Source organism: Balneolaceae bacterium (assembly GCA_034521445.1).
Classification (GTDB): domain Bacteria; phylum Bacteroidota; class Rhodothermia; order Balneolales; family Balneolaceae; genus JAXHMM01.
In genome coordinates, this window is sequence record JAXHMM010000018.1 from 1 (window position 1) to 22301 (window position 22301).

The 22301-nt window shown below is 60.7% G+C and carries 24 protein-coding genes; 18 read left to right on the plus strand and 6 right to left on the minus strand.

The genetic code is table 11. The features are described 5' to 3' along the window. The 4 genes from U5K31_15150 to U5K31_15165 all read right to left on the minus strand — a co-directional run. The coding region (locus U5K31_15150) for a ParB/RepB/Spo0J family partition protein (protein MDZ7774059.1) at window positions 1–578 on the minus strand (578 nt) is incomplete at its 3' end. Window positions 579–593: 15 nt separating this feature from the next. Beyond that, window positions 594–1391 carry an AAA family ATPase gene (locus U5K31_15155; protein MDZ7774060.1) on the minus strand — a complete coding sequence of 266 codons (798 nt, stop codon included), beginning with the start codon at window positions 1389–1391 and terminating at the stop codon, window positions 594–596. A gap of 297 nt (window positions 1392–1688) precedes the next feature. Continuing rightward, complete coding sequence (gene ald / locus U5K31_15160; protein ID MDZ7774061.1) at window positions 1689–2621, minus strand: alanine dehydrogenase; 933 nt, start codon at window positions 2619–2621, stop codon at window positions 1689–1691. A gap of 13 nt (window positions 2622–2634) precedes the next feature. After that, the gene (locus U5K31_15165) at window positions 2635–2802 is read right to left on the minus strand and encodes a hypothetical protein (GenBank protein ID MDZ7774062.1); all 168 of its coding nucleotides are present in this window, start codon (window positions 2800–2802) and stop codon (window positions 2635–2637) included. Between the two features lie 176 nt (window positions 2803–2978). Here U5K31_15165 and U5K31_15170 point away from each other — a divergent pair, with 176 nt between their 5' ends. After that, a complete protein-coding gene (locus U5K31_15170; protein ID MDZ7774063.1) occupies window positions 2979–5504 on the plus strand; it encodes a zinc-dependent metalloprotease in 2526 nt (841 codons plus the stop codon). An 86-nt stretch (window positions 5505–5590) separates the two neighbouring features. Here the strand turns inward: U5K31_15170 and U5K31_15175 are convergent, their stop codons facing one another. Further along, window positions 5591–5860, minus strand: a complete 270-nt coding sequence (locus U5K31_15175) for a hypothetical protein (protein ID MDZ7774064.1) — start codon at window positions 5858–5860, stop codon at window positions 5591–5593. Between the two features lie 197 nt (window positions 5861–6057). Here U5K31_15175 and U5K31_15180 point away from each other — a divergent pair, with 197 nt between their 5' ends. Beyond that, window positions 6058–6933: a DUF58 domain-containing protein gene (locus U5K31_15180; GenBank protein ID MDZ7774065.1), complete on the plus strand. Its 876-nt coding sequence runs from the start codon at window positions 6058–6060 to the stop codon at window positions 6931–6933. A 22-nt stretch (window positions 6934–6955) separates the two neighbouring features. Here U5K31_15180 and U5K31_15185 read toward each other — a convergent pair whose 3' ends face one another. Continuing rightward, complete coding sequence (locus U5K31_15185; GenBank protein MDZ7774066.1) at window positions 6956–8335, minus strand: peptidoglycan DD-metalloendopeptidase family protein; 1380 nt, start codon at window positions 8333–8335, stop codon at window positions 6956–6958. Between the two features lie 228 nt (window positions 8336–8563). Here U5K31_15185 and U5K31_15190 point away from each other — a divergent pair, with 228 nt between their 5' ends. The 16 genes from U5K31_15190 to U5K31_15265 all read left to right on the plus strand — a co-directional run bounded on the left by U5K31_15190 (window position 8564) and on the right by U5K31_15265 (window position 22296). Then, window positions 8564–8713 (plus strand): hypothetical protein, encoded by a 150-nt coding sequence (locus U5K31_15190; GenBank protein ID MDZ7774067.1) that lies wholly within the window; start codon window positions 8564–8566, stop codon window positions 8711–8713. Between the two features lie 14 nt (window positions 8714–8727). Beyond that, complete coding sequence (locus tag U5K31_15195; protein ID MDZ7774068.1) at window positions 8728–9687, plus strand: hypothetical protein; 960 nt, start codon at window positions 8728–8730, stop codon at window positions 9685–9687. Next, on the plus strand, window positions 9684–10676 hold the full coding sequence (locus tag U5K31_15200) for a VWA domain-containing protein (GenBank protein MDZ7774069.1): 993 nt from the start codon (window positions 9684–9686) through the stop codon (window positions 10674–10676). Before U5K31_15195 ends, U5K31_15200 begins: the two co-directional genes overlap by 4 nt. A gap of 109 nt (window positions 10677–10785) precedes the next feature. Beyond that, window positions 10786–12732 (plus strand): NAD(P)-binding protein, encoded by a 1947-nt coding sequence (locus U5K31_15205; protein ID MDZ7774070.1) that lies wholly within the window; start codon window positions 10786–10788, stop codon window positions 12730–12732. Window position 12733: 1 nt separating this feature from the next. Beyond that, window positions 12734–13576 (plus strand): alpha/beta hydrolase, encoded by an 843-nt coding sequence (locus tag U5K31_15210; GenBank protein MDZ7774071.1) that lies wholly within the window; start codon window positions 12734–12736, stop codon window positions 13574–13576. A 75-nt stretch (window positions 13577–13651) separates the two neighbouring features. Continuing rightward, window positions 13652–15880 (plus strand): Na-K-Cl cotransporter, encoded by a 2229-nt coding sequence (locus U5K31_15215; GenBank protein ID MDZ7774072.1) that lies wholly within the window; start codon window positions 13652–13654, stop codon window positions 15878–15880. A gap of 50 nt (window positions 15881–15930) precedes the next feature. Continuing rightward, window positions 15931–16296: a VOC family protein gene (locus tag U5K31_15220; GenBank protein MDZ7774073.1), complete on the plus strand. Its 366-nt coding sequence runs from the start codon at window positions 15931–15933 to the stop codon at window positions 16294–16296. Between the two features lie 112 nt (window positions 16297–16408). Next, on the plus strand, window positions 16409–17107 hold the full coding sequence (locus tag U5K31_15225) for a class I SAM-dependent methyltransferase (protein MDZ7774074.1): 699 nt from the start codon (window positions 16409–16411) through the stop codon (window positions 17105–17107). 106 nt (window positions 17108–17213) lie between these two features. Then, window positions 17214–17918 (plus strand): hypothetical protein, encoded by a 705-nt coding sequence (locus tag U5K31_15230; protein ID MDZ7774075.1) that lies wholly within the window; start codon window positions 17214–17216, stop codon window positions 17916–17918. A gap of 249 nt (window positions 17919–18167) precedes the next feature. After that, complete coding sequence (locus U5K31_15235; protein MDZ7774076.1) at window positions 18168–18389, plus strand: hypothetical protein; 222 nt, start codon at window positions 18168–18170, stop codon at window positions 18387–18389. A 34-nt stretch (window positions 18390–18423) separates the two neighbouring features. Next, window positions 18424–19971, plus strand: a complete 1548-nt coding sequence (locus U5K31_15240) for a histidine kinase dimerization/phosphoacceptor domain -containing protein (protein ID MDZ7774077.1) — start codon at window positions 18424–18426, stop codon at window positions 19969–19971. Between the two features lie 60 nt (window positions 19972–20031). Then, window positions 20032–20238, plus strand: coding sequence for a hypothetical protein (locus U5K31_15245; GenBank protein MDZ7774078.1), 207 nt, complete (start codon window positions 20032–20034; stop codon window positions 20236–20238). Beyond that, window positions 20235–20441: a helix-turn-helix transcriptional regulator gene (locus U5K31_15250; GenBank protein MDZ7774079.1), complete on the plus strand. Its 207-nt coding sequence runs from the start codon at window positions 20235–20237 to the stop codon at window positions 20439–20441. The genes U5K31_15245 and U5K31_15250 overlap by 4 nt, the downstream gene beginning before the upstream one ends. Before the next feature lie 148 nt (window positions 20442–20589). Then, complete coding sequence (locus U5K31_15255; protein MDZ7774080.1) at window positions 20590–21033, plus strand: CPBP family intramembrane glutamic endopeptidase; 444 nt, start codon at window positions 20590–20592, stop codon at window positions 21031–21033. Window positions 21034–21055: 22 nt separating this feature from the next. After that, a complete protein-coding gene (locus U5K31_15260) occupies window positions 21056–21676 on the plus strand; it encodes a 2OG-Fe(II) oxygenase (GenBank protein MDZ7774081.1) in 621 nt (206 codons plus the stop codon). Window positions 21677–21732: 56 nt separating this feature from the next. Beyond that, window positions 21733–22296, plus strand: a complete 564-nt coding sequence (locus tag U5K31_15265) for a hypothetical protein (protein ID MDZ7774082.1) — start codon at window positions 21733–21735, stop codon at window positions 22294–22296. Window positions 22297–22301 lie beyond the last annotated feature (5 nt).

Consider the following 22301-nt stretch of genomic DNA (forward strand, 5'->3'; position numbering starts at 1 on the left):
TCGCGCAGGGCGGCCTGCACAAAGGCGGGCAGGTTGAGCAGGCGCAGCATGTTGGCCACCGTAGAGCGGTTCTTGCCCACCTTCTCGGCCACCTCGGCCTGCGTGAGGCCGGCCTCCTCCACCAGCCGCTGGTAGCCTACGGCAATCTCGATGGGATTGAGGTCCTCCCGCTGAATATTCTCAATAAGGGCAAAGGAAAGGATCTGATCGTCCTCCACCTCCCGCACGTAGGCCGGGATCTCCCGCAAACCTGCCTGTTTGGAAGCGCGCAGGCGGCGCTCTCCGCTGATCAGCTCAAAACGCTTTTCGCCCAGGTAGCGCACGGTGATGGGCTGGATGAGCCCGTGACTCTCGATGGAGTGGGCCAGCTCCCTCAGGCTCTCCTCGCGGAACTCCTTACGCGGCTGGTGGGGATTGGGACGGATGTTCTGCACCGGAACGTGCAGCACCACATTGACGCGCGCCTTGGGGTCGGCAGCGGGATTGCGGCCCTCCCCTTCCGGGGCGTCCTTCCCCTCGCCCTCGTAGTCGGGGAAAAAAGCTCCCAAACCTCGTCCCAATGCTTTTCTGGATGACATGGCGCGTCGTGGCTTCTAGTTGGCAAAAACGGGGCTGTCCTTGAACAGCTTCTTGTTGCGGTGGATCAGCTCGCGCGCCAGCGACAGGTAGTTCTTGGCGCCGGTGCTGGTGGAGTCGTACAGCAGGGCGGGCTTGCCGAAGCTGGGTGCCTCGGCCAAACGTACGTTGCGCGCTATAACCGACTTGAACACGCGGTCCTCAAAGTATTTGCGCACCTCCTCAGCCACCTGGTCGGACAGGCGTGTGCGCGTGTCGAACATGGTCAGCAGCACGCCCTCGATCTCAAGCCCGGTGTTCAGATGCTGCCGCACGATCTTGATGGTGTTCAGCAGCTGCCCGAGACCCTCCAGGGCGAAGTACTCGCACTGTACCGGAATAATGACCGAATCGGAGGCGGTCAGCGAGTTGATGGTCAGCAAACCCAGCGAGGGCGGACAGTCAATAATGATAACATCGTATTTGTCCCGCAGCGAGGCGATGGCTTTCTGCAGGATGCGTTCTCGTTCCTGCCGGTCGATCATCTCGATTTCGGCTCCAACCAGGTTGATGTGGGATGGGATCAGATCCAGGAAGGGAAGTTCGGTCTCCCGTATGGCGTCAGTGGCGTCCACGCCACCCACCATCACCTCATAGATGGAGCTGCTTACCGTTTTGGGTTCGATGCCCAGTCCGCTGGTGGTGTTGCTCTGCGGGTCGATATCGATGACGAGGGTTGTGTGCTCGATGGCTGCCAGGCTGGCTGCAAGGTTGATGGCCGTCGTCGTCTTGCCAACCCCGCCTTTCTGATTTGCAATGGAAATAACTTTACCCATGAAGACACACTAGCGGTTGTAGATCGTTCGCAGGTTCAGGGTGAAACCGGGCCGGACGGTGGGATTGAGTGGTATGTCCGCCGGCCAAGTGATTACCGTTTCACGCCATGTTTCACGCTTTCAATCATAAAAATATAACGGGATGCCTCCTGCTAAACAAAAATACTTATACACACCACTTCCGAAAGCATATATTTTCATATAACCCATTGACGGGCATATATTTACGTCCTTTTTAATAAAGTAATTTATCGACTCTTCCACACCCAATGCCGGCAATACCGGAAAAGGACGAGCCTACAGCATCTCCTCGACGGGGCGGTAATCCATGTCGAAGGCTTCGGCTACATCGCGGTAGACAATCTCACCGCCCACCACATTGAGTCCCATACGCAGTTCAGGATCCTCTTCCAGGGCCTGTTTCCAGCCCTTGTTCGCCAGGTCCACCGCATAGGGAAGGGTGACATTGGTGAGACCCAACGTGGAGGTGTAGGGAACGGCCCCGGGCATGTTGGCCACACAGTAGTGTACGATATCATCAACGATATAAACCGGATCGGCGTGGGTGGTGGCCCGGGATGTCTCGAAGCAGCCGCCCTGGTCGATGGCCACATCAACCAATACGGTTCCGGCCCGCATCTCGCTCAGCATCTCCCGCGTGATGAGGTGAGGAGCTTTGGCGCCCGGCTTGAGCACGGCGCCGATCACCAGGTCTACGTCAGGCAGCATCATCCGTATGTTGGCTTCCGAGGAGAACATGGTGGAGCAATTGCGCGGCATTACGTCGTCCAGGTAGCGCAGGCGCGGCATATTAATGTCAAAAATGGTGGTGTCGGCGCCCATGCCGGCAGCAATCTTGGCGGCGTTTACTCCCACGATCCCCCCGCCCAGCACCATTACTTTGGCGGGCTTCACGCCGGGAATACCCCCCAGCAGCACCCCCCTGCCCTTCAGCGGCTTCTCCAGGTATTTGGCGCCCTCCTGGGTAGCCATGCGTCCGGCCACCTCACTCATGGGAATCAGCAGCGGCAGGGAGCCGTCCTCCTTCTCCACGGTTTCGTAGGCTATGGCTACCGCCCCCGATTCAGCCACCGCCTCCGTAAGCTCGCGGCTGGCGGCAAAGTGGAAATAGGTGAATATGACCTGGTCCTCGCGCATCCGAGGGTACTCCTCGGCAATAGGCTCCTTTACCTTCATGATCATTCCGGCCTTCCGCCAGAGGGCATCCACATCTTCGATGATCTCAGCGCCCGGCCTTGCGGTACTCCTCGTCGGGGAATCCGCTCCCGACGCCGGCCCCCTTCTGCACCAGTATATCGTGGCCATTACGGGTCAGTGCGGACACCCCGCCGGGCAATAGCGCAACCCGGTTTTCGTGGGTCTTGATCTCTTTGGGTACACCGATAATCATAATCCGTCGTTCCGTTGGTTCGGGTTAAAATTTTGGGTGGTCAATGTAGGGTTTTTTTGTCTCTTTTTTTAGGCCTTTGCACCTTTTAACCTGCTTTCCTTTTCATCTTATCCGTCTTATCCCTTTATTGAGTTAATATTTTAACCAGCCACATTTCGAACTTACAACGAACGACGATGACATCCACCCAACCCCCCTATTCCGCAGGCGAGCCGACCGGCCCCATCCCGGCGGACCTGTTCCCCCACTCTTTTCAGGCGGCCGCCCGGCTGCTCTGCTTGCTGCTGGCCCTTACCCTGGTCTCCGCATGCAGCACCACCCGCAACACCGCGGGCGGCCAGGACGCCCCCGACCGTGAGACGCAAGGCCAAACGGCCGATGCCTCCGGTGAGGAGGAAGACGGCTACGAGAGCGTGATCACGGACGAGGCGGTCTCCGACGAGGGCCTTTTTACCGTGCACCGTGTGGACGACAGTTTCTACTACGAAATTCCCGACAGCCTGCTCGGACGCGAAATCCTGTTGATCAGCCGCGTGGCCCAGGTGCCCACCGATTTCTTCGGCTTTAACAGCGCCGGCTCCAGCACCGGCGAGCAGGTATTTACCCTTGAGAAACGGGGAGATAAAATCCAAATGCGCGTGCGCAACTACGACAACTTCGCCCCCGACAGCGCTGCCATTAAGTTTTCGGTGGAGGCCAACAACTTCGAACCCGTGGTGTCGGCGTGGGACATAGAGGCTATCGGACCCGATTCGACCACCTCGGTCATCGAGGTGACCGACTTCTTCACCAGCGACGTACCCGCCATCAGCGGACTGGCAGATTACCTCCGTACCATGTACCAGGTACGGCGCGTGGATGGCAACCGCAGCTACATCGAATCCATGAAGAGCTTCCCGGAGAACGTGGAGACGCGCCATGTGCTTACCTATGAGGCGGTGAATCCGCCCAGCGAGGTGCAGACCAACTCCCTTTCCCTCCTCATGAACCAGTCCATGGTACTGCTTCCCGAAGAGCCGATGCGTCCCCGCTACGCCGACGACCGCGTGGGCTACTTTTCGGTCTCACGCATCAATTACGGGCTGAATGAGCAGAAGGCCGCTACCCAGGAGTTCATCCGCCGCTGGAGGATGGAGCCGAAGGACCCCGAGGCCTACGCCCGCGGGGAGCTGGTGGAGCCGGTGGAACCCATTGTCTACTACCTCGATCCGGGTACGCCCGAACGCTTCCGTCCCTATATCATACAGGGCATTGAGGACTGGCAGGAGGCCTTCGAGGCGGCCGGTTTCAAAAACGCCATCATCGCCAAGGAGCCGCCCACCCCCGAGGAGGATCCCGACTGGAATCCCGAGGACGTCCGCTATTCGGTGGTGCGCTATGTGGCCAGTACCATCCGTAACGCCGTAGGTCCCAGCGTGTCCGACCCGCGGACCGGCGAGATCATCGAAAGTGACATCATCTGGTATCACAACCACCTGCGCTCCTACCGAAATCGTCTGATGATCGAGACCGGCGCAGCCAACCCCGACGCCCGCTCGCTCATGCTGGACGAAGACCTGATCGGCGAAACCATGCGCCGCGTGATCTCCCACGAGGTGGGCCACGCCATCGGACTGCCCCACAATATGCAGTCCAGCTCCGCTTATCCGGTGGACTCCCTGCGCTCGGGCTCCTTCACCCAGGAGTACGGCATCGCCACCACCATTATGGAGTACGCCCGCCAGAACTATATTGCCCAACCGGGCGACGAAAACATCCGCTTCATCCGCAAGATCGGGCCCTACGACAAGTACTCTGTAAACTGGGGCTACCGCGTCATCCCCGAAGCCGATACGCCCGAGGAGGAGAAGCCCATCCTCGACTCCTGGATCACCGAAAAGGAAGGCGACCCGGTCTACCGCTTCGGCAGTGCCGGAGGCTACGACCCGAGCATTCAGACCGAAGACCTCTCCGACGACCCGGTGCAGGCCTCCACCTACGGCATGATGAACCTCAAGCGCGTGGTGCCCAACCTCATCGAGTGGACCTCCACGCCGGGCGAGAGCTACGACGACCTCGAGGAGATCTACGGGGAGCTCATCGGTCAGTGGAGCCGCTACGTGAACCACGTGATCACCAACATCGGCGGGGTCTACACCTATCCCAAGGCCACCGACCAGGAAGGACCCGTCTACGAACCCGTCCCCGAGGATTACCAGCGCAAGGCCATGGCCTTCCTCAACGATAACGCCTTCACCACGCCCGAATGGCTGCTGGACGAGGATATCCTGCGGCGCATCGAGCACGCGGGTGCCCTTGAGCGCATAGGCCAGCTGCAGGGCTCGCACCTGCGGCGGGTGATGGATACCGACGTCATGCTGCGTCTCATCGAGGCCGAGGGCTTTTCGGACGGCGACACCTATACGGTGAGCGAGATGCTGGGCGAGCTTCGCAGCGGCGTCTGGTCGGAAATTTATGAGAACGAAAACACCGATACCTACCGGCGTAACCTGCAGCGCATCTACCTGGATCACATCGAGAGCCTGCTGAACGGGGAGGAGAATGACGATGTGAGCCACACCGATATCCAGGCACTGCTTAAAGAGGAGCTGCGTACCCTGCGAGGGGACGTGGACGACGCCCTGCCGGGCGCCTCAGGCCTGCACCGAGCTCACCTGGTGGACGTGACCGAGCGCATCGACGGCATGCTCGACAGCGACTGACACCTGCACATCATCTTTACGCAAAAGCCCCGCCCGGCATCGCCCGGCGGGGCTTTTTTTATGGGAGGGATTATGGAGACGGGCTATTAATCCGAACGGATCTCTGCGGCCTTCTCAAGCCCTTTCTCGGTAATGGTAACATGACCGTAAAGCAGGGGGCCGCCGATGGTCTCGAGGTTCAGATAGCCCAGGCTCTCCAGGTATTCCAGGCGATTCCTGATCTCGGTACGATCCATGCCCACCTTTTCGTTGATCTCCCTGACGGGTATCTTGTAGGCCGTGTCGCCGCGGGAAAGTCCGGCGACCGCTTTCAGGAATTCACCGTTCTTCCTGCTAAAGTCACTGCCGATGATCATGGGTGCGCGTCCAATGCGGTAGATTCGTTGCCGGGCATTTCCCCGGCGGGATCAGGCCTAAAGACAACAAACAGATCTCAACGTCAAGGTTATGTAACTGTTATGTTTGTGTTAAGATCGGAAGCTGGCATCGCGCGCCCTTCCCTTTTATATCATCCCAAAACCTGCTATCCTAAGGCCGAATCCAAAGACGCCTCATGATTTCTAAAGAGATACTCAAGAAAGTCCGCAAGATCGAGATCCGCACGAAGGGCATGGTGAACAATATCTTCGGCGGGGAATACCAGTCGGCCTTCAAGGGCCGCGGCATGGAGTTCTCTGAGGTGCGCGAATACCAGTTCGGGGACGACATACGGATGATCGACTGGAACGTGACCGCGCGGACGGGCGACGCTTTCATCAAGGTCTTCGAGGAGGAACGCGAGCAGACGCTCATGCTCTGCGTGGACATCTCCCCCAGCGGCGCATTCGGCTCCCGCAGCCAGAGCAAAACGGACCTGGCCATCGAGGTCTGCGCGGTGCTCGCCTTCAGCGCCATCAAGAACAGCGACAAGGTGGGGCTGGTGCTCTTCACAGACCGCATCGAGAAGGTGATTCCGCCCAAGAAGGGTCGCATCCATGTGCTCCGTCTTATCCGTGAACTGCTGACCACCGAGCCCGAAGGCACCGGCACCGACCTGAGCGAGGCCCTCTCCTACGTAAACCGCCTGCTCAACCGCCGCGCCATCGTCATCATGGCCAGCGATTTCCAGGACCGCGACTACGAGCGGCAGATCCGGATCACCAACCGCAAGCACGACCTGGTGAACCTGATGATCAACGACTCGCTGGAGGACGAACTGCCTGACCTGGGCATCGTGCCCATGCACGACGCCGAGACGGGTGAGGAGGTGCTGGTGGATACCTCCAGCAAAAAGGTGCGGGAGGCCTACCGCAAGAGAAGAAAGGTGCGGAAGGCCGAACTGAGAGACCTTTTCATGCGCATGAAGATCGACTGCATCGAGCTGCAGACCAACCAGTCTTACGTGCGCCCGCTCATGAATTTTTTCCGGCGGCGCATGCAGCGCTACTGAATCTGCTTCTTTCCGCGCGTTCCTACCGCGCGCTCAGGATGGGATGGGGATGCTCCAGGGTCAGAAGCTGGGCACGCAGCTCGTTGCGGCGCTGCATGAACTCATCCAGGAGCTCCTGCGGCACCGATTCCGAGGAAGGCAGGTCGATGGTAAGAGGATTCACCGGCGAGCCGTTACGGTAGAGCTGGTAGTGCAGGTGCGTGCCGGTCACCCTTCCCGTGGCACCCACGTAGCCGATCACCTCGCCCTGGTCTACCGTCGCCCCGCGGCGGATGCCGCTCGCGAAGCCGCTCAGGTGGAGGTAGGCGGTGTCGAAGGTGCCGTTGTGGCGAATCTTGACCCAGTTGCCGTTGGCGCCGCGGTAGCCGGCCTCCACCACCGTGCCGGCGCCGGTGGAAAGCACGGGCGTGCCGTGAGGGGCGGCGTAGTCCACCCCGTTGTGCGGGCGCCGCTCCTTGAGAACCGGGTGAAAACGGCGGGGATTGAAGCCGGAGCTGATACGCTGGTTGTAGCGGAAGGGGGCCTTGAGCAGGGCTTTCTGCACGCTGTTGCCTTCCCCGTCGTAAAAACCTTCCGTCTCACCGGCGGCAAAACGGTAGGCCTGGTGCGTCTCGCCCATGTGGGTGAACTCGATGGCCAGGATATCACCCACCCCCCGGTACTCACCATTGACGTAGGTGTTCTCGTAGTAGACCTCGAAGGAATCGCCGTCGCGGAGGTTGAAAAAGTCGATCTCCCATGCCAGCACATCGGACATCTTGTAGGCCAGTACCTGGCTTGCGCCCTGCCCCGTGACCGCCATGTAGAGGGAGCTGGTGATCTCGGCCGAGGTCTTGGCCGTGCGGGTGACAACCTCGTGGGCGTCACGGTAGATGCGCAGGGAATCGCTGAACTCGAAGACGACGTAGTCGGTGTCGCTGGACTGCCAGACGAGCCTCTCTACGGGAGGAGCGTCGTCCGAGGGTTCTTCGCGGCTGGGACCCGAGGTGGCCGGCTCACCGGCAAGGTGCGCCTCGCCCGCGGCGCCTTCGGCCGGAACCGGTCCACCGGAAGAATCGGCCGTGCGCGTGTAGACGCGGTAGTCCTGCCCCGGCTTGAAGTCGGAAAAGTCGATGTGATTTTCGGCCCGGCTGGTAATGCGGTAGATCTCCGATCGGCTGAAGCCCAGCCCGTCCAGGATAAGATAGAGGCTCTCGTTGCGCCTAACCTGCCGCTCGGACACCTGCAGGTTGTCTACGCGAAACCCGTAGCTGTCGTAGCGGGCCTCGGTGGTATCGGCCGCAGAGAGGGTCTCGGCGTCACCCGCTGCCGTATTGTTCCTTTCCTTAGGTTCATCGCCGCCCGCGCACCCCGAAAGCAGGGCAAGCAGCAGTCCGGCAGTCAGCCAATTCCTGAGATTCAACAAATTATTACCTGTTTGGGTATGGGGTTTAGCTAGGGTCAAACATAGCACATTCCCCCCAGCAATGCATAACGAAAGTAGCCGGCCCTCGGCCTGTCCCATAACCGCTACAGGACCGTCTTTCCGAAGGGGTGGAAATTTTCTATTTTAATCGCCGCGCTCGGCAGACATACAATATTTCCGGGCCCGCGGCGGTTAGTTCACATCCCCTCCCCAACCAGAACAACCTTGCACACCATCATCACACGGACCTACCGCGCTTTGGTTGCGGGCCTCTCGGCCCTGCTGCTCTCCACCGCCCTTCCGGCAACCGGCGCCGGAGACGCACAGGCGCAGAGTGTGCGCGAATTCCTTACCGAGCCGATCCGCTCACCGTAGCGGCGAAACGCTTCGTGCTGTCTCCATCCAGGCTTGAGCGAGAGGACCGGGTCTACGACCGGGTTATTTTCCCCGACAGCTCCCACTTCGCCGCGCCCGTGGAGATCCGCACGCGGCAGCAATTCAAAGTGACCGGCTTCCGTGACAGCCTCTCCTACAGGCTTCAGTTCTTCGGGACGGCCGACACTACCCTGCCCCGGTTGCCCGTGCGCCTTGTCAGCGGCACCGACACCACCACCCTTTACACCAACCCGGTGCCCCTGCGCTTCCGCTCGGTACTGGCGAGCCAGGAAGAGTCCTTCCGTCCCCTCAAACCCATTTTCGATTTCGCCGCGGCCTGGTGGCCCTGGATACTCGGGCTGCTGATAGCCGGGGCGGCCGCATGGTACCTGTGGCGCATGTGGCGGCAGGGCGACTATAGGCGAAAAAAGGAAGGGCGGGCGCCTTTCCGCGCCACCCCTTTCCGGGACCCCCTCACCGAGCTGCGCGACACCCTCCGCCAGCTTGAAAAGGCCAGCCTGCAGAACAAGGAGGATTTCGAACAGTTCTACATTAACCTGGGTGACGCCATCCGCGCCTACTTCGAGGAACTCTACGAAATTACCGCCCTGGAAATGACCAGCGGGGAGATCCTGCAGGCCCTCAGGGAGGAGGCGGTGGACCGCGACCTGGTGGGCGCCACAAGAGACGTGCTCAACGAGGCCGACCTGGTGAAGTTCGCCCGCTTCGAGCCCACCGTGGAGCAGTCCAAGAAGGCCCTCAGCAAGGGTTACGCCTTCCTGGAGCGCGCCCAGCAAATCGACGGGCCGCGCATCGAAAAACTGCGCCGCAAACATCACGAAGAGATGGAGGAGGCCCGGCGGCGCTACGAGGAGCAGGCCCGGGAGGAGCACGATGGCCAGCAGGGCGATGGCCAGACTGAAGGTGCGGCGCCCGAACAGGAAACGCAAAACCAAGAGGAGAAAAACGAATGACCTGGGCAAATCCACAATGGCTTTGGCTGCTGCTCCTGCTGGTGCCCCTGATTGGGCTGCACCTTTGGCGGCGCTTCAGGCGCCGGCGGCCCAGCCTCACCTTTTCAGACACCTCCAGTCTGAAGGGGCTGCCCGGAAACTGGCGCGTCTACGGCACATGGATCCCTCCCCTGCTGCAGTGGGCCGCCGTGGCCCTGGTGATTATGGGACTGGCCCGTCCCCAGCTTCAAAATACCACCGTGGAGCGCAACGCCGAGGGCATCGATATTGTCATGTCCCTGGACATCTCCACCTCTATGAAGGCCGAAGACCTCAAGCCCAACCGTTTCGAGGCGGCGCGGCAGGTGGCCACCGATTTCATCGACAAGCGCATCTCCGACCGCATTGGACTGGTGGTCTTCGCCCGCAAAAGCTTCACCGTTGTCCCGCCCACCCTCGACTACAGCCTGCTCAAGCAGCTGCTGGGCGAGGTGGAGATGGGCGTGATTGAAGACGGCACCGCCATCGGCATGGGCATCGCCACCGCCGTGAACCGCCTCAAGGAGAGCCAGGCCGAGAGCAAGGTGGTGATCCTGCTCACCGACGGGCAGAACAACTCCGGGGAGATCGATCCCGTCACAGCAGCCGACCTGGCCACCACCTACGACATCAAGATCTACACCATCGGGGCGGGTACGCGCGGGACGGCCCCCTACCCGGTACAGGATCCCATCTTCGGCAAGCGCTACCAGAACGTGAAGGTGGACATTGACGAGGAGATGCTCACCCAGATCGCCGACATGACCGGGGGACGCTACTTCCGCGCCACAGACACCGACAGCCTGCAGCAGATCTACAACGAGATTGATGAGCTGGAACGCACCGAAATTGAAGAGATCATCTACACCGACTACCAGGATCTCTACCCGCGTTTCCTGCTGCCGGCCTTCCTGCTGCTGGTGGCCGCCGTGGTCACCGACAAGATCGTTTTCCGCACCCGCCTGGCCTAGATTTCCCCTTCTTGCATTTTCGGCGGGTATGCGGCACCTTCCTGCTTAGCTGAATGCACATCGGGTCCAGGGTATACCAGCGCAACATTCACGTCTAACCACACTTCCCATGAGCAGCCAGGAAAAGGATAAAAAGGAACTGGGCATGCGGCCCGGCATCACGCGCCGCGATTTCCTGAACACCACCCTTCTGGGAGCGGGCGGGGCGCTGCTCGCCGCTGCCTCCCCCCTGGCGGTTACGGGCTGCCTCTCCCGCGGGGGCGGACCCCGCAAGGACCCCTGGTGGGGCTACGGGGCCGTGGGTGACTACGCCCGATCCCCCGGCAACTCGCGGCGGTCCATGGAAGCCGCACATCGCCTGCGCGACGGGGTGTACGACGGACAAGAGCTGCAGGGAGAGGACACCGGGGAGGTCTACGACATGGTGATCGTGGGCGGGGGTATGAGTGGGCTGGGCGCAGCCCACTACTTCCACAAGCATGCCGGCGACGGACGCCGCTGCCTGCTGCTCGACAATCACGCCATCTTCGGCGGCGAGGCCAAGCGCAACGAATTCGTGGTTGACGGGGAGCGCCTGATGGGTCCGCAGGGCTCCAACGACTTCGGCGTGCCCTCCCGCGGTTCGCGCTCGCTCTCGGGCCGGATCTTCGACGATCTGAACATTCCCAGGGAGTACGATTTCAGGGAATGGGACGAGTCGCTGAAGCCCCTCGGTTTCGGCCTGGACAACTACGCGCACATGACCGGGGTGGTGGAGTCGAAGGTGGACATCGGCTACTGGTTCGGTCCCGGCGGAGCGGACGCCGCGGACGAAGGAAACGGCAGCGGCTTCTGGCGCACCAACATCTGGCGCCGCGACCTCGAAAACGCCCCCTGGCCGGAGGAGCTGAAGCGGGACATGCTGCGCTGGCGCTACCACCGGTGGGAGGATCGCGGCGAGGACTTTGGGCGCATGCTGGATAGCATGAGCTACCGCGACCTGCTGGAGAAGGAGCTGGAACTCCCGCATGAAGTGACCGAATACATCGCCCCGGTCATTGGACTCATCAACGGGGCCAGCCCCGACGCGGTGTCGGCCTACGCCGCCTCCCAGGTGGGCATGCCCGGCACGGGGCGTCCGCGCGGCAGGGACGCCTCCCTCCCCCTCTCCTTTCCGGGCGGAAACACCGCCTTCGCGCGTTATTTCGTCAAGGGAATGATCCCCGAAGCTATCGAGGGGGGTCACACCTTCGGCGATATCACCAACGGCAAGGTACGCTTCGAGGCCCTTGACCGCGAGGAAGCTCCTCTGCGGCTGCGCATGGGGGCGACGGTGGTGCGCGTGGAGCATCAGGGCGAGCCGGGGGCGGCCGACCGCGTCTGGATCACCTACGAAAAGGACGGAAAAGTGCGTCGCGTGCAGGCACGAGGGGTGGCCATGGCCTCCGGGGGCTGGGTCAACAAACACATCCTGCGCGACCTGCCGCCGGAGATGCGACAGGCCTACGAAAGTTTCCAGTATGCCCCGGCCATGGTAGCCAACGTGGCGCTCACCAACTGGCGCTTCCTCTACGACCTCGGCATCACTGCCGCACAGTGGAACGACGGCGGCTTCGGCTTTTCCTGCAATATACGTCGCCCCATGACCGCCGGCGGCTACCGGCCGCCCCTGCACCCCGACCGGCCGACGGTGCTCACCTTCTACATGGGCTTCGGGTCTCCCGGCGTGCCCCTGGCCCGGCAGATGAGCGAGGGACGATGGAAGCTCTTCGGAACCACCTTTTTTGACTTCGAGAAAGAGCTGCGCCGGCAGATGCTGGAGCAGTTCGGGGCGCACGGCTTCGACCCGGCGAAGGATATAGCCGGCATCGTCCTCAACCGCTGGGGACACGCCCGCCTGGTGCAGCCGCCGGGCTTCTACTTCGGCGGTGAGGACGGGCCCTCCCCGCGTGAGGTGGTTGAAAACGGTTACGGCCGCGTGGCCATCGGACACTCCGAACTCAATGGGCACCAGAACTGGTCCGGGGGCGTGGCGCAGGGCTACCGCGCCGCCGAACAGGTGCTGGGCATGCTCTAGCATGAACAATCTACTCTGGGGCATAGCGGTGATTTCGGCGCTCTACCTGGGACTGGCGCTGCTTGTCTGGGCCTTCCAGGAGCGGCTCGTCTACTTCCCTCAGCGCACCCTGGTGGCCACGCCCGCCGATTTCGGCATGCCCTACCGCGACGTGCGCTTCGACGCCGAAGACGGGATCAGCCTGCACGGCTGGTTGGTGGAGGGCGTCGACGGACCTCCCTCCGCCGACCGTCCGGGTGCCGGACGGACCCTGCTCTTCTTTCACGGCAACGCCGGCAACATTTCGGGCCGCCTCGAGACAGCCCGGCTCTTTCGCAATTTGGGACTGGACGTGCTCATGGTCGATTATCGGGGCTACGGGCAGAGCGGGGGACGTCCCACTGAGGAGGGCACCTACCGTGACGCCCAGGCGGCATGGGACTGGCTTACGGGCGAGGAGGGCGTGCCGGCCGATTCGGTCGTCGTTATGGGACGCTCCCTGGGCGGGGCGGTGGCCGCCTGGCTGGCCAGCCGGGTTCGTCCCCGCGCCCTCATCCTCGAATCCACCTTTACCTCCGGCGTGGACCTGGCGCGCCACGCCTACCCTGTCTTTCCCGTGAACTGGATGCTGCGCCACCGTTATCCCACGGCCGAACATTTACGTGGACTGGACATTCCCAAGCTCTTTGCCCACAGCCGCGAAGACCGCACGGTGCCCTGGCAGCTCGGGCGCCGGCTCTACGAGGGGGCCCCGCAGCCCAAAACCTTCCTGGAGATGGAAGGCGGACACAACGACGCCTTTCGACGCACCGGCCAGCCATACCTGGAAGCCATACAACAATTCCTGTCGGAACTGGACAATTAGAATCGGATCCCTTTACTTGTAATCGCTTAACGACGAGGTGCGCCCGGGGCGGCCTCCCAACCAAGAAACCGCGCATTGGGAAATTCATCTTCCGGCAAGCCTGAACATGTAGTACAGGCCAGCAAAGACGGCCTGGGCGCCTTCGGCGGCGTTTTCACGCCCTCCATCCTGACCATCCTGGGGGTCATTATGTACCTTCGTTTCGGCTGGGTGGTAGGCAACGTGGGCCTGCTGGGAAGCCTGCTTATCGTCACCCTCGCCACCGGCATCACCCTGCTGACGGCTTTCTCCATTGCGGCCATCGCCACCGACCAGCGGGTACGCATCGGGGGCGCCTATTATATGATCAGCCGCTCGCTGGGCATCGAATCGGGAGGGGCCGTCGGCATTCCCCTCTACATCGCACAGGCCCTCTCGGTCTCCCTCTACACCATCGGCTTCGCCGAAAGCGTGGTGGGCGTTTTCCCCGCACTCGACATCACCTGGGTGGGCGTCATCACCACCGTCGTTGTGGCGGCCGTCGCCCTGGTCTCCGCCCGCGCTGCTATCCGGGCTCAGTACGTGATCATGTTTGCCATCGCCCTCTCCCTGATTTCCCTGATCTTCGGCAGCCCGGTGGAGTCGACCACCATCGAGTTGTGGGGAGCGGCCGATCGCAATTCCGAACCCTTCTGGTCGGTCTTTGCCGTCTTCTTTCCGGCCGTCACCGGTATCATGGCGGGGGTGAACATGTCGGGCGACCTTCGCGACCCCAACCGCTCCATCCCCCGAGGCACTTTTGCGGCCATAGGAGTGGGCTACGTGATATACATGGGACTTATTGTGCTGCTGGCCATGCGCGCCGACGCCCTCTCCCTGATCGAGGATCCGCTCATCATGCGCAAGATCGCATACTGGGGTGACTCCATCCTGCTGGGCATCTGGGGCGCCACCCTCTCCAGTGCCGTGGGCAGCATTCTCGGTGCTCCGCGTGTTCTTCAGGCCCTGGCACGCGACAAGATCCTTCCCGATTTCATGAAGTTTCTGGGCAAAGGCTCCGGCCCGGACGACACCCCGCGGTACGGCACCGTATTCACCTTGTGCATCGCCCTGGTGGCCGTCTGGTTCGGCAACCTGAACCTGATCGCCCCCATCCTCTCCATGTTCTTTCTGACCACCTACGGCGTGATCAACGCGGCGGCGGGCATCGAAACGCTGCTCGACAGCCCCTCCTTCCGGCCCAAGTTCAAGGTGCACTGGGGTTTTTCGCTGCTGGGCGCTGTGGGCTGCGTGGCCGTAATGGTGCTCATCAACCTGTCGGCCACGGTGGTCGCCGCCCTCTTTGTGCTCATGATCTATCTCTGGCTGGAGCGGCGCCAGATGAAATCGGTATGGGGCGACCTGAACCGCGGTATATGGATGGCGGTGATACGCGAGGCCCTCATGCACATCGGCACCGATTTCGAGCCCAAGAGCTGGCGTCCCCATCCCATTGTGCTCTCCGGCGCGCCGCGCAAGCGTTGGCATCTCATAGATTTTGCCAGCTCCATTACCCAAAACCGCGGCATGCTCACCGTGGCCACCATTGTTACCGACGAGGACTTCGACGAAACGCGCCTGGAAAACATGACTGACCATATCCAGGAATTTCTGCGGAAGCGCTCCATCCACAGCCTGGTGAAGGTAAACGCCGCCTCCGATCCCTTCGAAGGTTCCCTCAACCTGGTGGAGTCGTACGGCCTGGGCAAGCTGGTGCCCAATACCATCATACTTGGCGCCAGTGAAAATCCGGGGGTGCGAGACCGCTACTGCGATATGATCTCCGAATTATACCGCAAGAAGAGAAATCTGATTCTGATCCGCGACAACGGGGAGGAGGAAGTCTACGGGAATAAAGGCCGCATCGATCTCTGGTGGGGCGGGCTCAAGGGCAACGGGGGACTGATGATGATCCTGGCCTACCTACTGCAGGAGAGCATCCCCTGGCGCAATGCGGTGGTCCGTGTGAAAATGATTCTGGATGACGGGGAGGCGGACGAGGACGTGCGCCGCAACCTGCGCCGCATCATCAATACCATCCGCATCGACGCGGAGATCGACATTATCCACCAGCAGGGCCGCACCTTCTCGCGCATCCTGCACGATTCCTCCTCCGACGCCGACCTCATCCTGCTGGGCATGGCCGCTCCGGGAGACGATTTCCGCGCCTACTACGAAAACCTGCAGGGTATGACGCGGGACCTGCCCACCACCGCCATGGTCCTTGCCGGCCAGGAGATCTCCTTCGGAGAGGTACTTATCCAGAAAGACACCATGACCGGTTGAACTTCCATAAAACAGTGATCATGCACACCGGCTAACCAACGCTCAGACACATGGACAAGCACGAAAAGATCAACTATCTGGAACTTCCGGCGGGAGACCTCACGGCCACCAAGGCCTTCTTCGAGGAGGCCTTCGGGTGGGAATTCCAGGACTACGGCCCTGACTACACCGCCTTCAACGACGGCGTGCTGGACGGCGGCTTTTTCCGGGCCGAACAGCGGTCGCGACAGGATGAGGGTGGCGCCCTTGTCATCCTCTACAGCCGGGACCTGGAAACCACCCTGCAGAAGGTGGTACGCGCCGGCGGCACCGTGATCAGGGACATCTTCTCCTTTCCGGGGGGACGCCGTTTCCATTTCACGGAACCCAGCGGCAATGAGCTGGCGGTCTGGTCGGACCAGGGACTCGAGGAGTAGGCCTTCGAAGGACACTTCCCGGCACGCTAAATCAAGCCAAAACTTGATTTTAGGTGTGTCGCTGGTCATACTGCCTGTGACATCAGCTCACTCAGACCAGGACCCTGACGTCATGCACCTTGACCCGCTCCGTCGCTATTTCCCCCTTCAATACGACAAGCCCGACCCGGCCTTCGTCGCCGCCCAGCTGCGCAGGCCTCACGGGGAGTTCGCCGGCAAGATCGCCGCGAAGATGGACGAGGTCAACACGCCCCTTTTCGAACTGACAGCCGGGGCTATGGAGCTGGACGGAGCCGAAAAGGTGCTCGAAATCGGCTTCGGCAGCGGACGTAATTTCGCCCGTCTCCTGGAGAAGCACCCCGAACTGAAGCTGTGCGGGCTGGACTACTCCACCGAGATGGTCCAATCCGCCCGGGAGCTGCACGAAGGGGCTGTTGAAGCTGGACGCCTTGAGGTTCGGGAAGGATCCAGCGACGGGATGCCCTACCCCGACGACACCTTCGACAAGGTTTACTGCAATATGGTGATCTACTTCTGGGAGGAGCCCGACCCGCACCTGCGGGAGATCCGCCGGGTGCTCAAGCCCGGGGGCAGCTTCTACACCGGGCTGCGGACCCGGGAGAGTATGCACCAGCTTCCCTTCATTGAACACGGCTTCACCCTCTACGGGGTAACAGACTGGAGCACCGTGCTCCAGCGCAACGACTTTCAGCCGGCGGGCATACATACGAGCCTTGACCCTCCCTTTGAGGAGGCCGGCCAGACCCTGCGCATGGAGTCGGTATGCCTGGCGGCCACAGCCTCGCCGTGACACACTGCGTCTTCCAGTCGGTTGATACTTCTATAACTTGCCTTAATAGTATTTTTAGATAATCGACATAACACGCAGGAGTATAGTTCGTTAGAACTACCCTATGATGAAACGTACTACCTCAGCCCTTGCCATTCTCACCTTCCTCCTGACCGCGGGCTGCTCCGTTCACAGCCCCATGAGCGAAATGGTCATGTTCCAGGAGAAGGAACCCGGGTCGGAGCGCGACCTCTACCTGTCACGCTACAGCCACTCGGTGGCCAGCTACCGCAACTGGATCTATCCCCAGGCCTCCGTCCAAGACTACCTGTCGCGTACCGAACCGGCCGGGGAGGCAGGCGAATACAACTACCTGGAGAGCCACTCCTTCTCTACCCATGCCATCTTCATGTCCGACCGGGTGGAGGACGTTGCCCTCTCGCTGGCCTTTGGCAAGGGACTCGGGGTGGACGCCACCGCCCGTCTTACAGGCAACCTCTACCTGACCGGGGGACTGAGCAATCCGGCCCAGCCTGTGGGGCAGCTCGTGCTTCAGCAGCGCCTGCTGGACGGCAATCCTGTGGGACTCAGCCTGGGGGCTGCCTTCACGCGCAATTTCCACAAGTTCGCCAGGATCAACGACTGCTACTTCTGCACGGGCGCCCGCTCCACCTACTCCCGTGCGGCGGGCCTGCGGGCCGTATTTACGCTTTCACATCCCCGCTCGGGTGGAGAAAGCCGCCCCTTCGTCTACGCTACCGGCACCTGGGGCTACGACTTCACCTTCGACGCCTGGTACCCGCAGTTTGGCGTGGCGGTGGGCCTGTACTGAGGCCTGTAAGCCACCCGTACCGCCTCCTGTGTAGCACCCCTGCCCTGCCATCGTAACAGCATGCGGTTCAGACCTACCTCGACCGCATCTGGGTGCGTCTGTCACGTTCCAATTCCTTGGCACCGCAATGGCTGACCACCGACCTTGCCGGCAACATCAGACACCGGCAGCGAAGCGCAACGATGAGGGAACGCGCACTGTTGTAGGATGCTGAATGGTCAACCGCAACCCTAATCACCTAATCCCCGCATGGAGAATTTCGACCGCGTAAGAGATGCCGTAGGAGATTACATCTACGAAAACGGGCAGGAGTACAACCGACTGCTCGTCTCGGCAGACTTTTTCGAGACGCTCAAGAAAGAAGCCGAAGAAGGTTTTGACCTGGAGGCGGACGACCCGGCGGAGCTGGTCGATTTTCCCAGGCTCGAGGTAAAGGAGAATGCCGACTACGATTTCAAACTTCTGCCCTGACAGGCTGCCCGCCAACTCTATACCGGATTGCACCATGGCCACTGAGGATAAAAATGTAACGGTTGACAAACACCTGCTGACACCACACGAACGCGAGCGGCTGCAAGCCCTGCAATCCTACGACATCCTCGATACCCCCGAGGAACCTGAGTTTGACGCCCTGGTCAAGCTCGCCTCACAGATCTGCGGCACCGAGATCTCCCAAATCAACTTTGTGGACCGGGACCGCCAGTGGAACAAGGCGACCAACCCGCCCACTCCCAAGGAGATGCCCCGCGGCGGGTCTTTCTGCAGCTACACCATTCTGGAAGACGAGTGGATGGTGGTGGAGAACGTCAGCGAGGACGACCGCTTCCAGGAATTTCCCTTTGTGAAGGAAGATCCCCAGGTCCGCTTCTACGCCGGGGTGAATCTGAAAAGCGAGGAGGGTTATAACGTAGGTACCATCTGCGTACTGGGCTTTGAGTCCAAACGACTCGAAGACTGGCAGTTGGAAAGCCTCAAAACCCTCGCCCGGGAGGTTGAGGGACGTCTCGAACTACGCCGCAATCAACACGAGCTGGAGGAGAAAAACAAGGAACTCGAGCGGAAGACCACCTTCCTGGAAAACTCCACCGACCTGGTCATGATGGTCGATCCGACAACCTACACCATCTCCTCCGTGAGCGGGCGGGTGCATGAGACCCTGTCCTACCCATCCGAAGAGCTCCACGGGATGCCGCTTACCGACCTTGCCGGCGACGACAAGCTGCGAGAAGCCCTGGACGGATGGAATCCGGGGAAGGATGGCGAGTTTGAGAACGAGTTCCAATTCCTGGACAAATCGGGCAAGGCCGGCTGGCTGCGACTGCATATCAACGAAAAGAAGAACAAGCTCTATGTCACGGCACGGGATATAACCCGCCGTAAACGCCAGGAGCAGCAGATCGAATCCTCCCTGGAGGAGAAAAAAATCCTGCTGGCCGAAATCCATCACCGGGTCAAGAACAACCTGGCCATTATCTCCGGTATGCTGCAGCTCGAACTCTACCAAACGGAAAGCGAGGAGACGCAAAAGATTATCGGTAACAGCCAGATGCGCATCCAGTCCATGGCCGAGGTGCACGAGCTGCTCTACCAGACGGGTGATTTCAGCAATGTCCCACTCCACACATTTGTGGACAAGCTGGTGAAGAACATCACCCGTCTCTACAGCACGGAGAATCGGGAAATTTCGGTTGAGGTGGAGGTATCTGACGTGAAGCTCAACGTCAACCAGGCCATTCCCGCTGCCATCATTATCAATGAGCTGGTGACCAACGCCTGCAAGCACGCCTTCGAAGACCGTGAGCACGGACAGGTGAAAGTGACCATCCGGGAAACCGGCAACCGCATCAGCCTTGCCGTATCCGACAACGGCGGGGGACTGCCCACTGACATCGACCCGGCCTCGCAGGAGTCCATCGGCTTTTCCCTGGTCAACGAGCTCACCCGCCAGCTCGAGGCAGAACTGGAGGTCGAGCGGGAAGACGGAACCGCTTTTATAATCTCTTTTCCCATCCGCGAATCCAAAGGATCCAGCAGTTCGCTCCAACTTACCTGAGCGTTCCCCTTTGGCTTGTAAAGCTCACTGATCTAGTCCTGACCGATACGCTTACTATCTATGTCTAACATTCAGTCCATCGCCCGGCTGGCCTTCGCGGGCTTCCTGCTGGGCTGCTTCAATTTCAGCCTGTTCGAAGGCAGCAATCCCCACTTGCAGCTGGGAATCGCCCTGGGACCCCTGATGCTGAGCCTGGGCAGCCTGGTGCTTGCCGAAATTTTTAAGGAAGGCAGACAACTGCTGGAAGAACAGGACCTGATCGTATGAGCATTACGGTACACCTCGACGTCATGCTGGCCAAACGAAAAATGCAACTGAAGGAGCTCTCCGAGGAGGTCGGGGTCTCCTCCACCAACCTCTCCATCCTGAAGACGGACAAGGCCAAAGGCGTCCGCTTCAGCACGCTGGAAGCCATCTGCGAAGCGCTGGACTGCCAGCCCGGGGACCTGCTAAAATACGAACATGACTGAAACACTGATATCCACCCTCCTCCAGCTGCTGGCCTTTACCCTCATTCCCTGGCTGGCCTGGATGGCCTGGACCCGAAGGAAATCCGGGGAGCCCTTCCTATCCTAGCTCGGCCTGACGCCCGCCCCCCGAAAAGCCTGCCTGCTGGCGGTGCTCTACAGCGCCGCACTCTCGCTTCCCCTGATCGGGCTGATCGCTACATCCGATTCTCTCATGACGGTCATGACCCATCCGGGAAGTATGACGGGCTCCCTGCGCGCCATGGCCTTCGGACCGGAGGCAGTGGGCATCCTGCTGGTGACGGCCCTGGTTAAGACCGCCCTTGCCGAGGAGATTCTCTTCCGGGGCTTCCTGGCCAAGAGACTCATCGCCTGGCTTGGATACGCACGGGGCAACCTACTTCAGGCCGTGTTTTTCGGAGCCCTCCACTCGGCGCTCTTTTATGCCATCAGCAGCAACCTTCTCCTTTTATTCGTAATATTTCTCTTCCCCACCGTGGGCGCAAGTGAGCCTTCGCAGGTAAACTTGGTAACATTGCACGAATCTGGGTACTTTCTGCCTGCGGCCCCGGTATGGCTGGAAGTGAGCCAATGACAGGGCATACGGAGAGGAACGCATGAGTAAACAGGACCCCGAAGAACAGCCAGCAGACCCCGCGGTGTTCGAGCGAATAGCGGACACGCTGGTGGACCATGACTATGTGGTGGTGGGCGACCTGTTCAACCAGGATGATCTGGAGGGGCTGCGCGGTGAGCTTATTCGCAAATTGAAGGCCGACGAGCTGGAGCCGGCTGGTATTGGCAACCGCGACAAGCACACGAAGGATGAAACCATTCGCAGCAACCGCATCCGCTGGATCGAGGACCACTCACCCAAATACTTCGAACGGGGTTATATGGGACGCATACGCGAGCTCAAGGCCTATCTTAACCGCACCTGTTTCAGCGGCATCAGCGATTTCGAGTTCCACTACGCCTGTTTCGCCCGTCATACCTTATACAAGCGGCACCTGGACCGTTTCCGGTCGGACGACGCCCGAAAATTTTCCGTGGTCACCTACCTCAATCCCGACTGGGAGCAGGCCTACGGGGGACAACTGGTGCTCTATCTGCCGGACACCAAACTGCACATCGATCCCACCTGGAGTAAAACCGTAATCTTTCGCAGCCACATTGTGGAGCACGAAGTGCTGCCGGCCGAAAGAGACCGCATGAGCATCACAGGCTGGCTTAAGTGACCGCTATATGTTATCTTAGTAGTATAATTGAGTTTCAACCCCAGATCGTCCCACTCATGCGCTACGCCCTCTGCCTGTTTCTGGCCCTGCTACTCGCCTCCTGCCATGCCCCGCAAAATGAACAGACGCTTCCTCCGCCCCACACCGACGAGATGGTGGACCTGCGCATCGGAGGTGATGGCACCATGCTTTTCAACGGCAACCGCATCCATGACTCCGCCCTGGCAAGTCACGTGCGCGCCCTACACACCGGCGAGATGACCAGGGCGCGAATGATCATCTCGGAGGAGGCGCCCACCGGCCTGGTAATGAAAGCCACCAGCCTGCTGTACGGGCAGGGCGTGCGCCGCATCTCCTCGAAGCTGCTCTCCCCGTCGGCCTACCGCGACTACGACCGCCATCATCTACACGTGGACATTCTCAGCGACGGCAGGATTTTCTATCGCGGCCACGAACTCTTTCCCGCCGATCTAGCTACGGCCCTGCGGCACGCCGACTACTCCGATTCTGTCATCGCCGTCCTGTCGGTAGGCGACACCACCCGCGTGGGACCAGTCACCGATGTGCAGGAAATCCTCCGCGACCGGGAGATCATGCGGGTCAACTATTCAGATATCTGAGACTG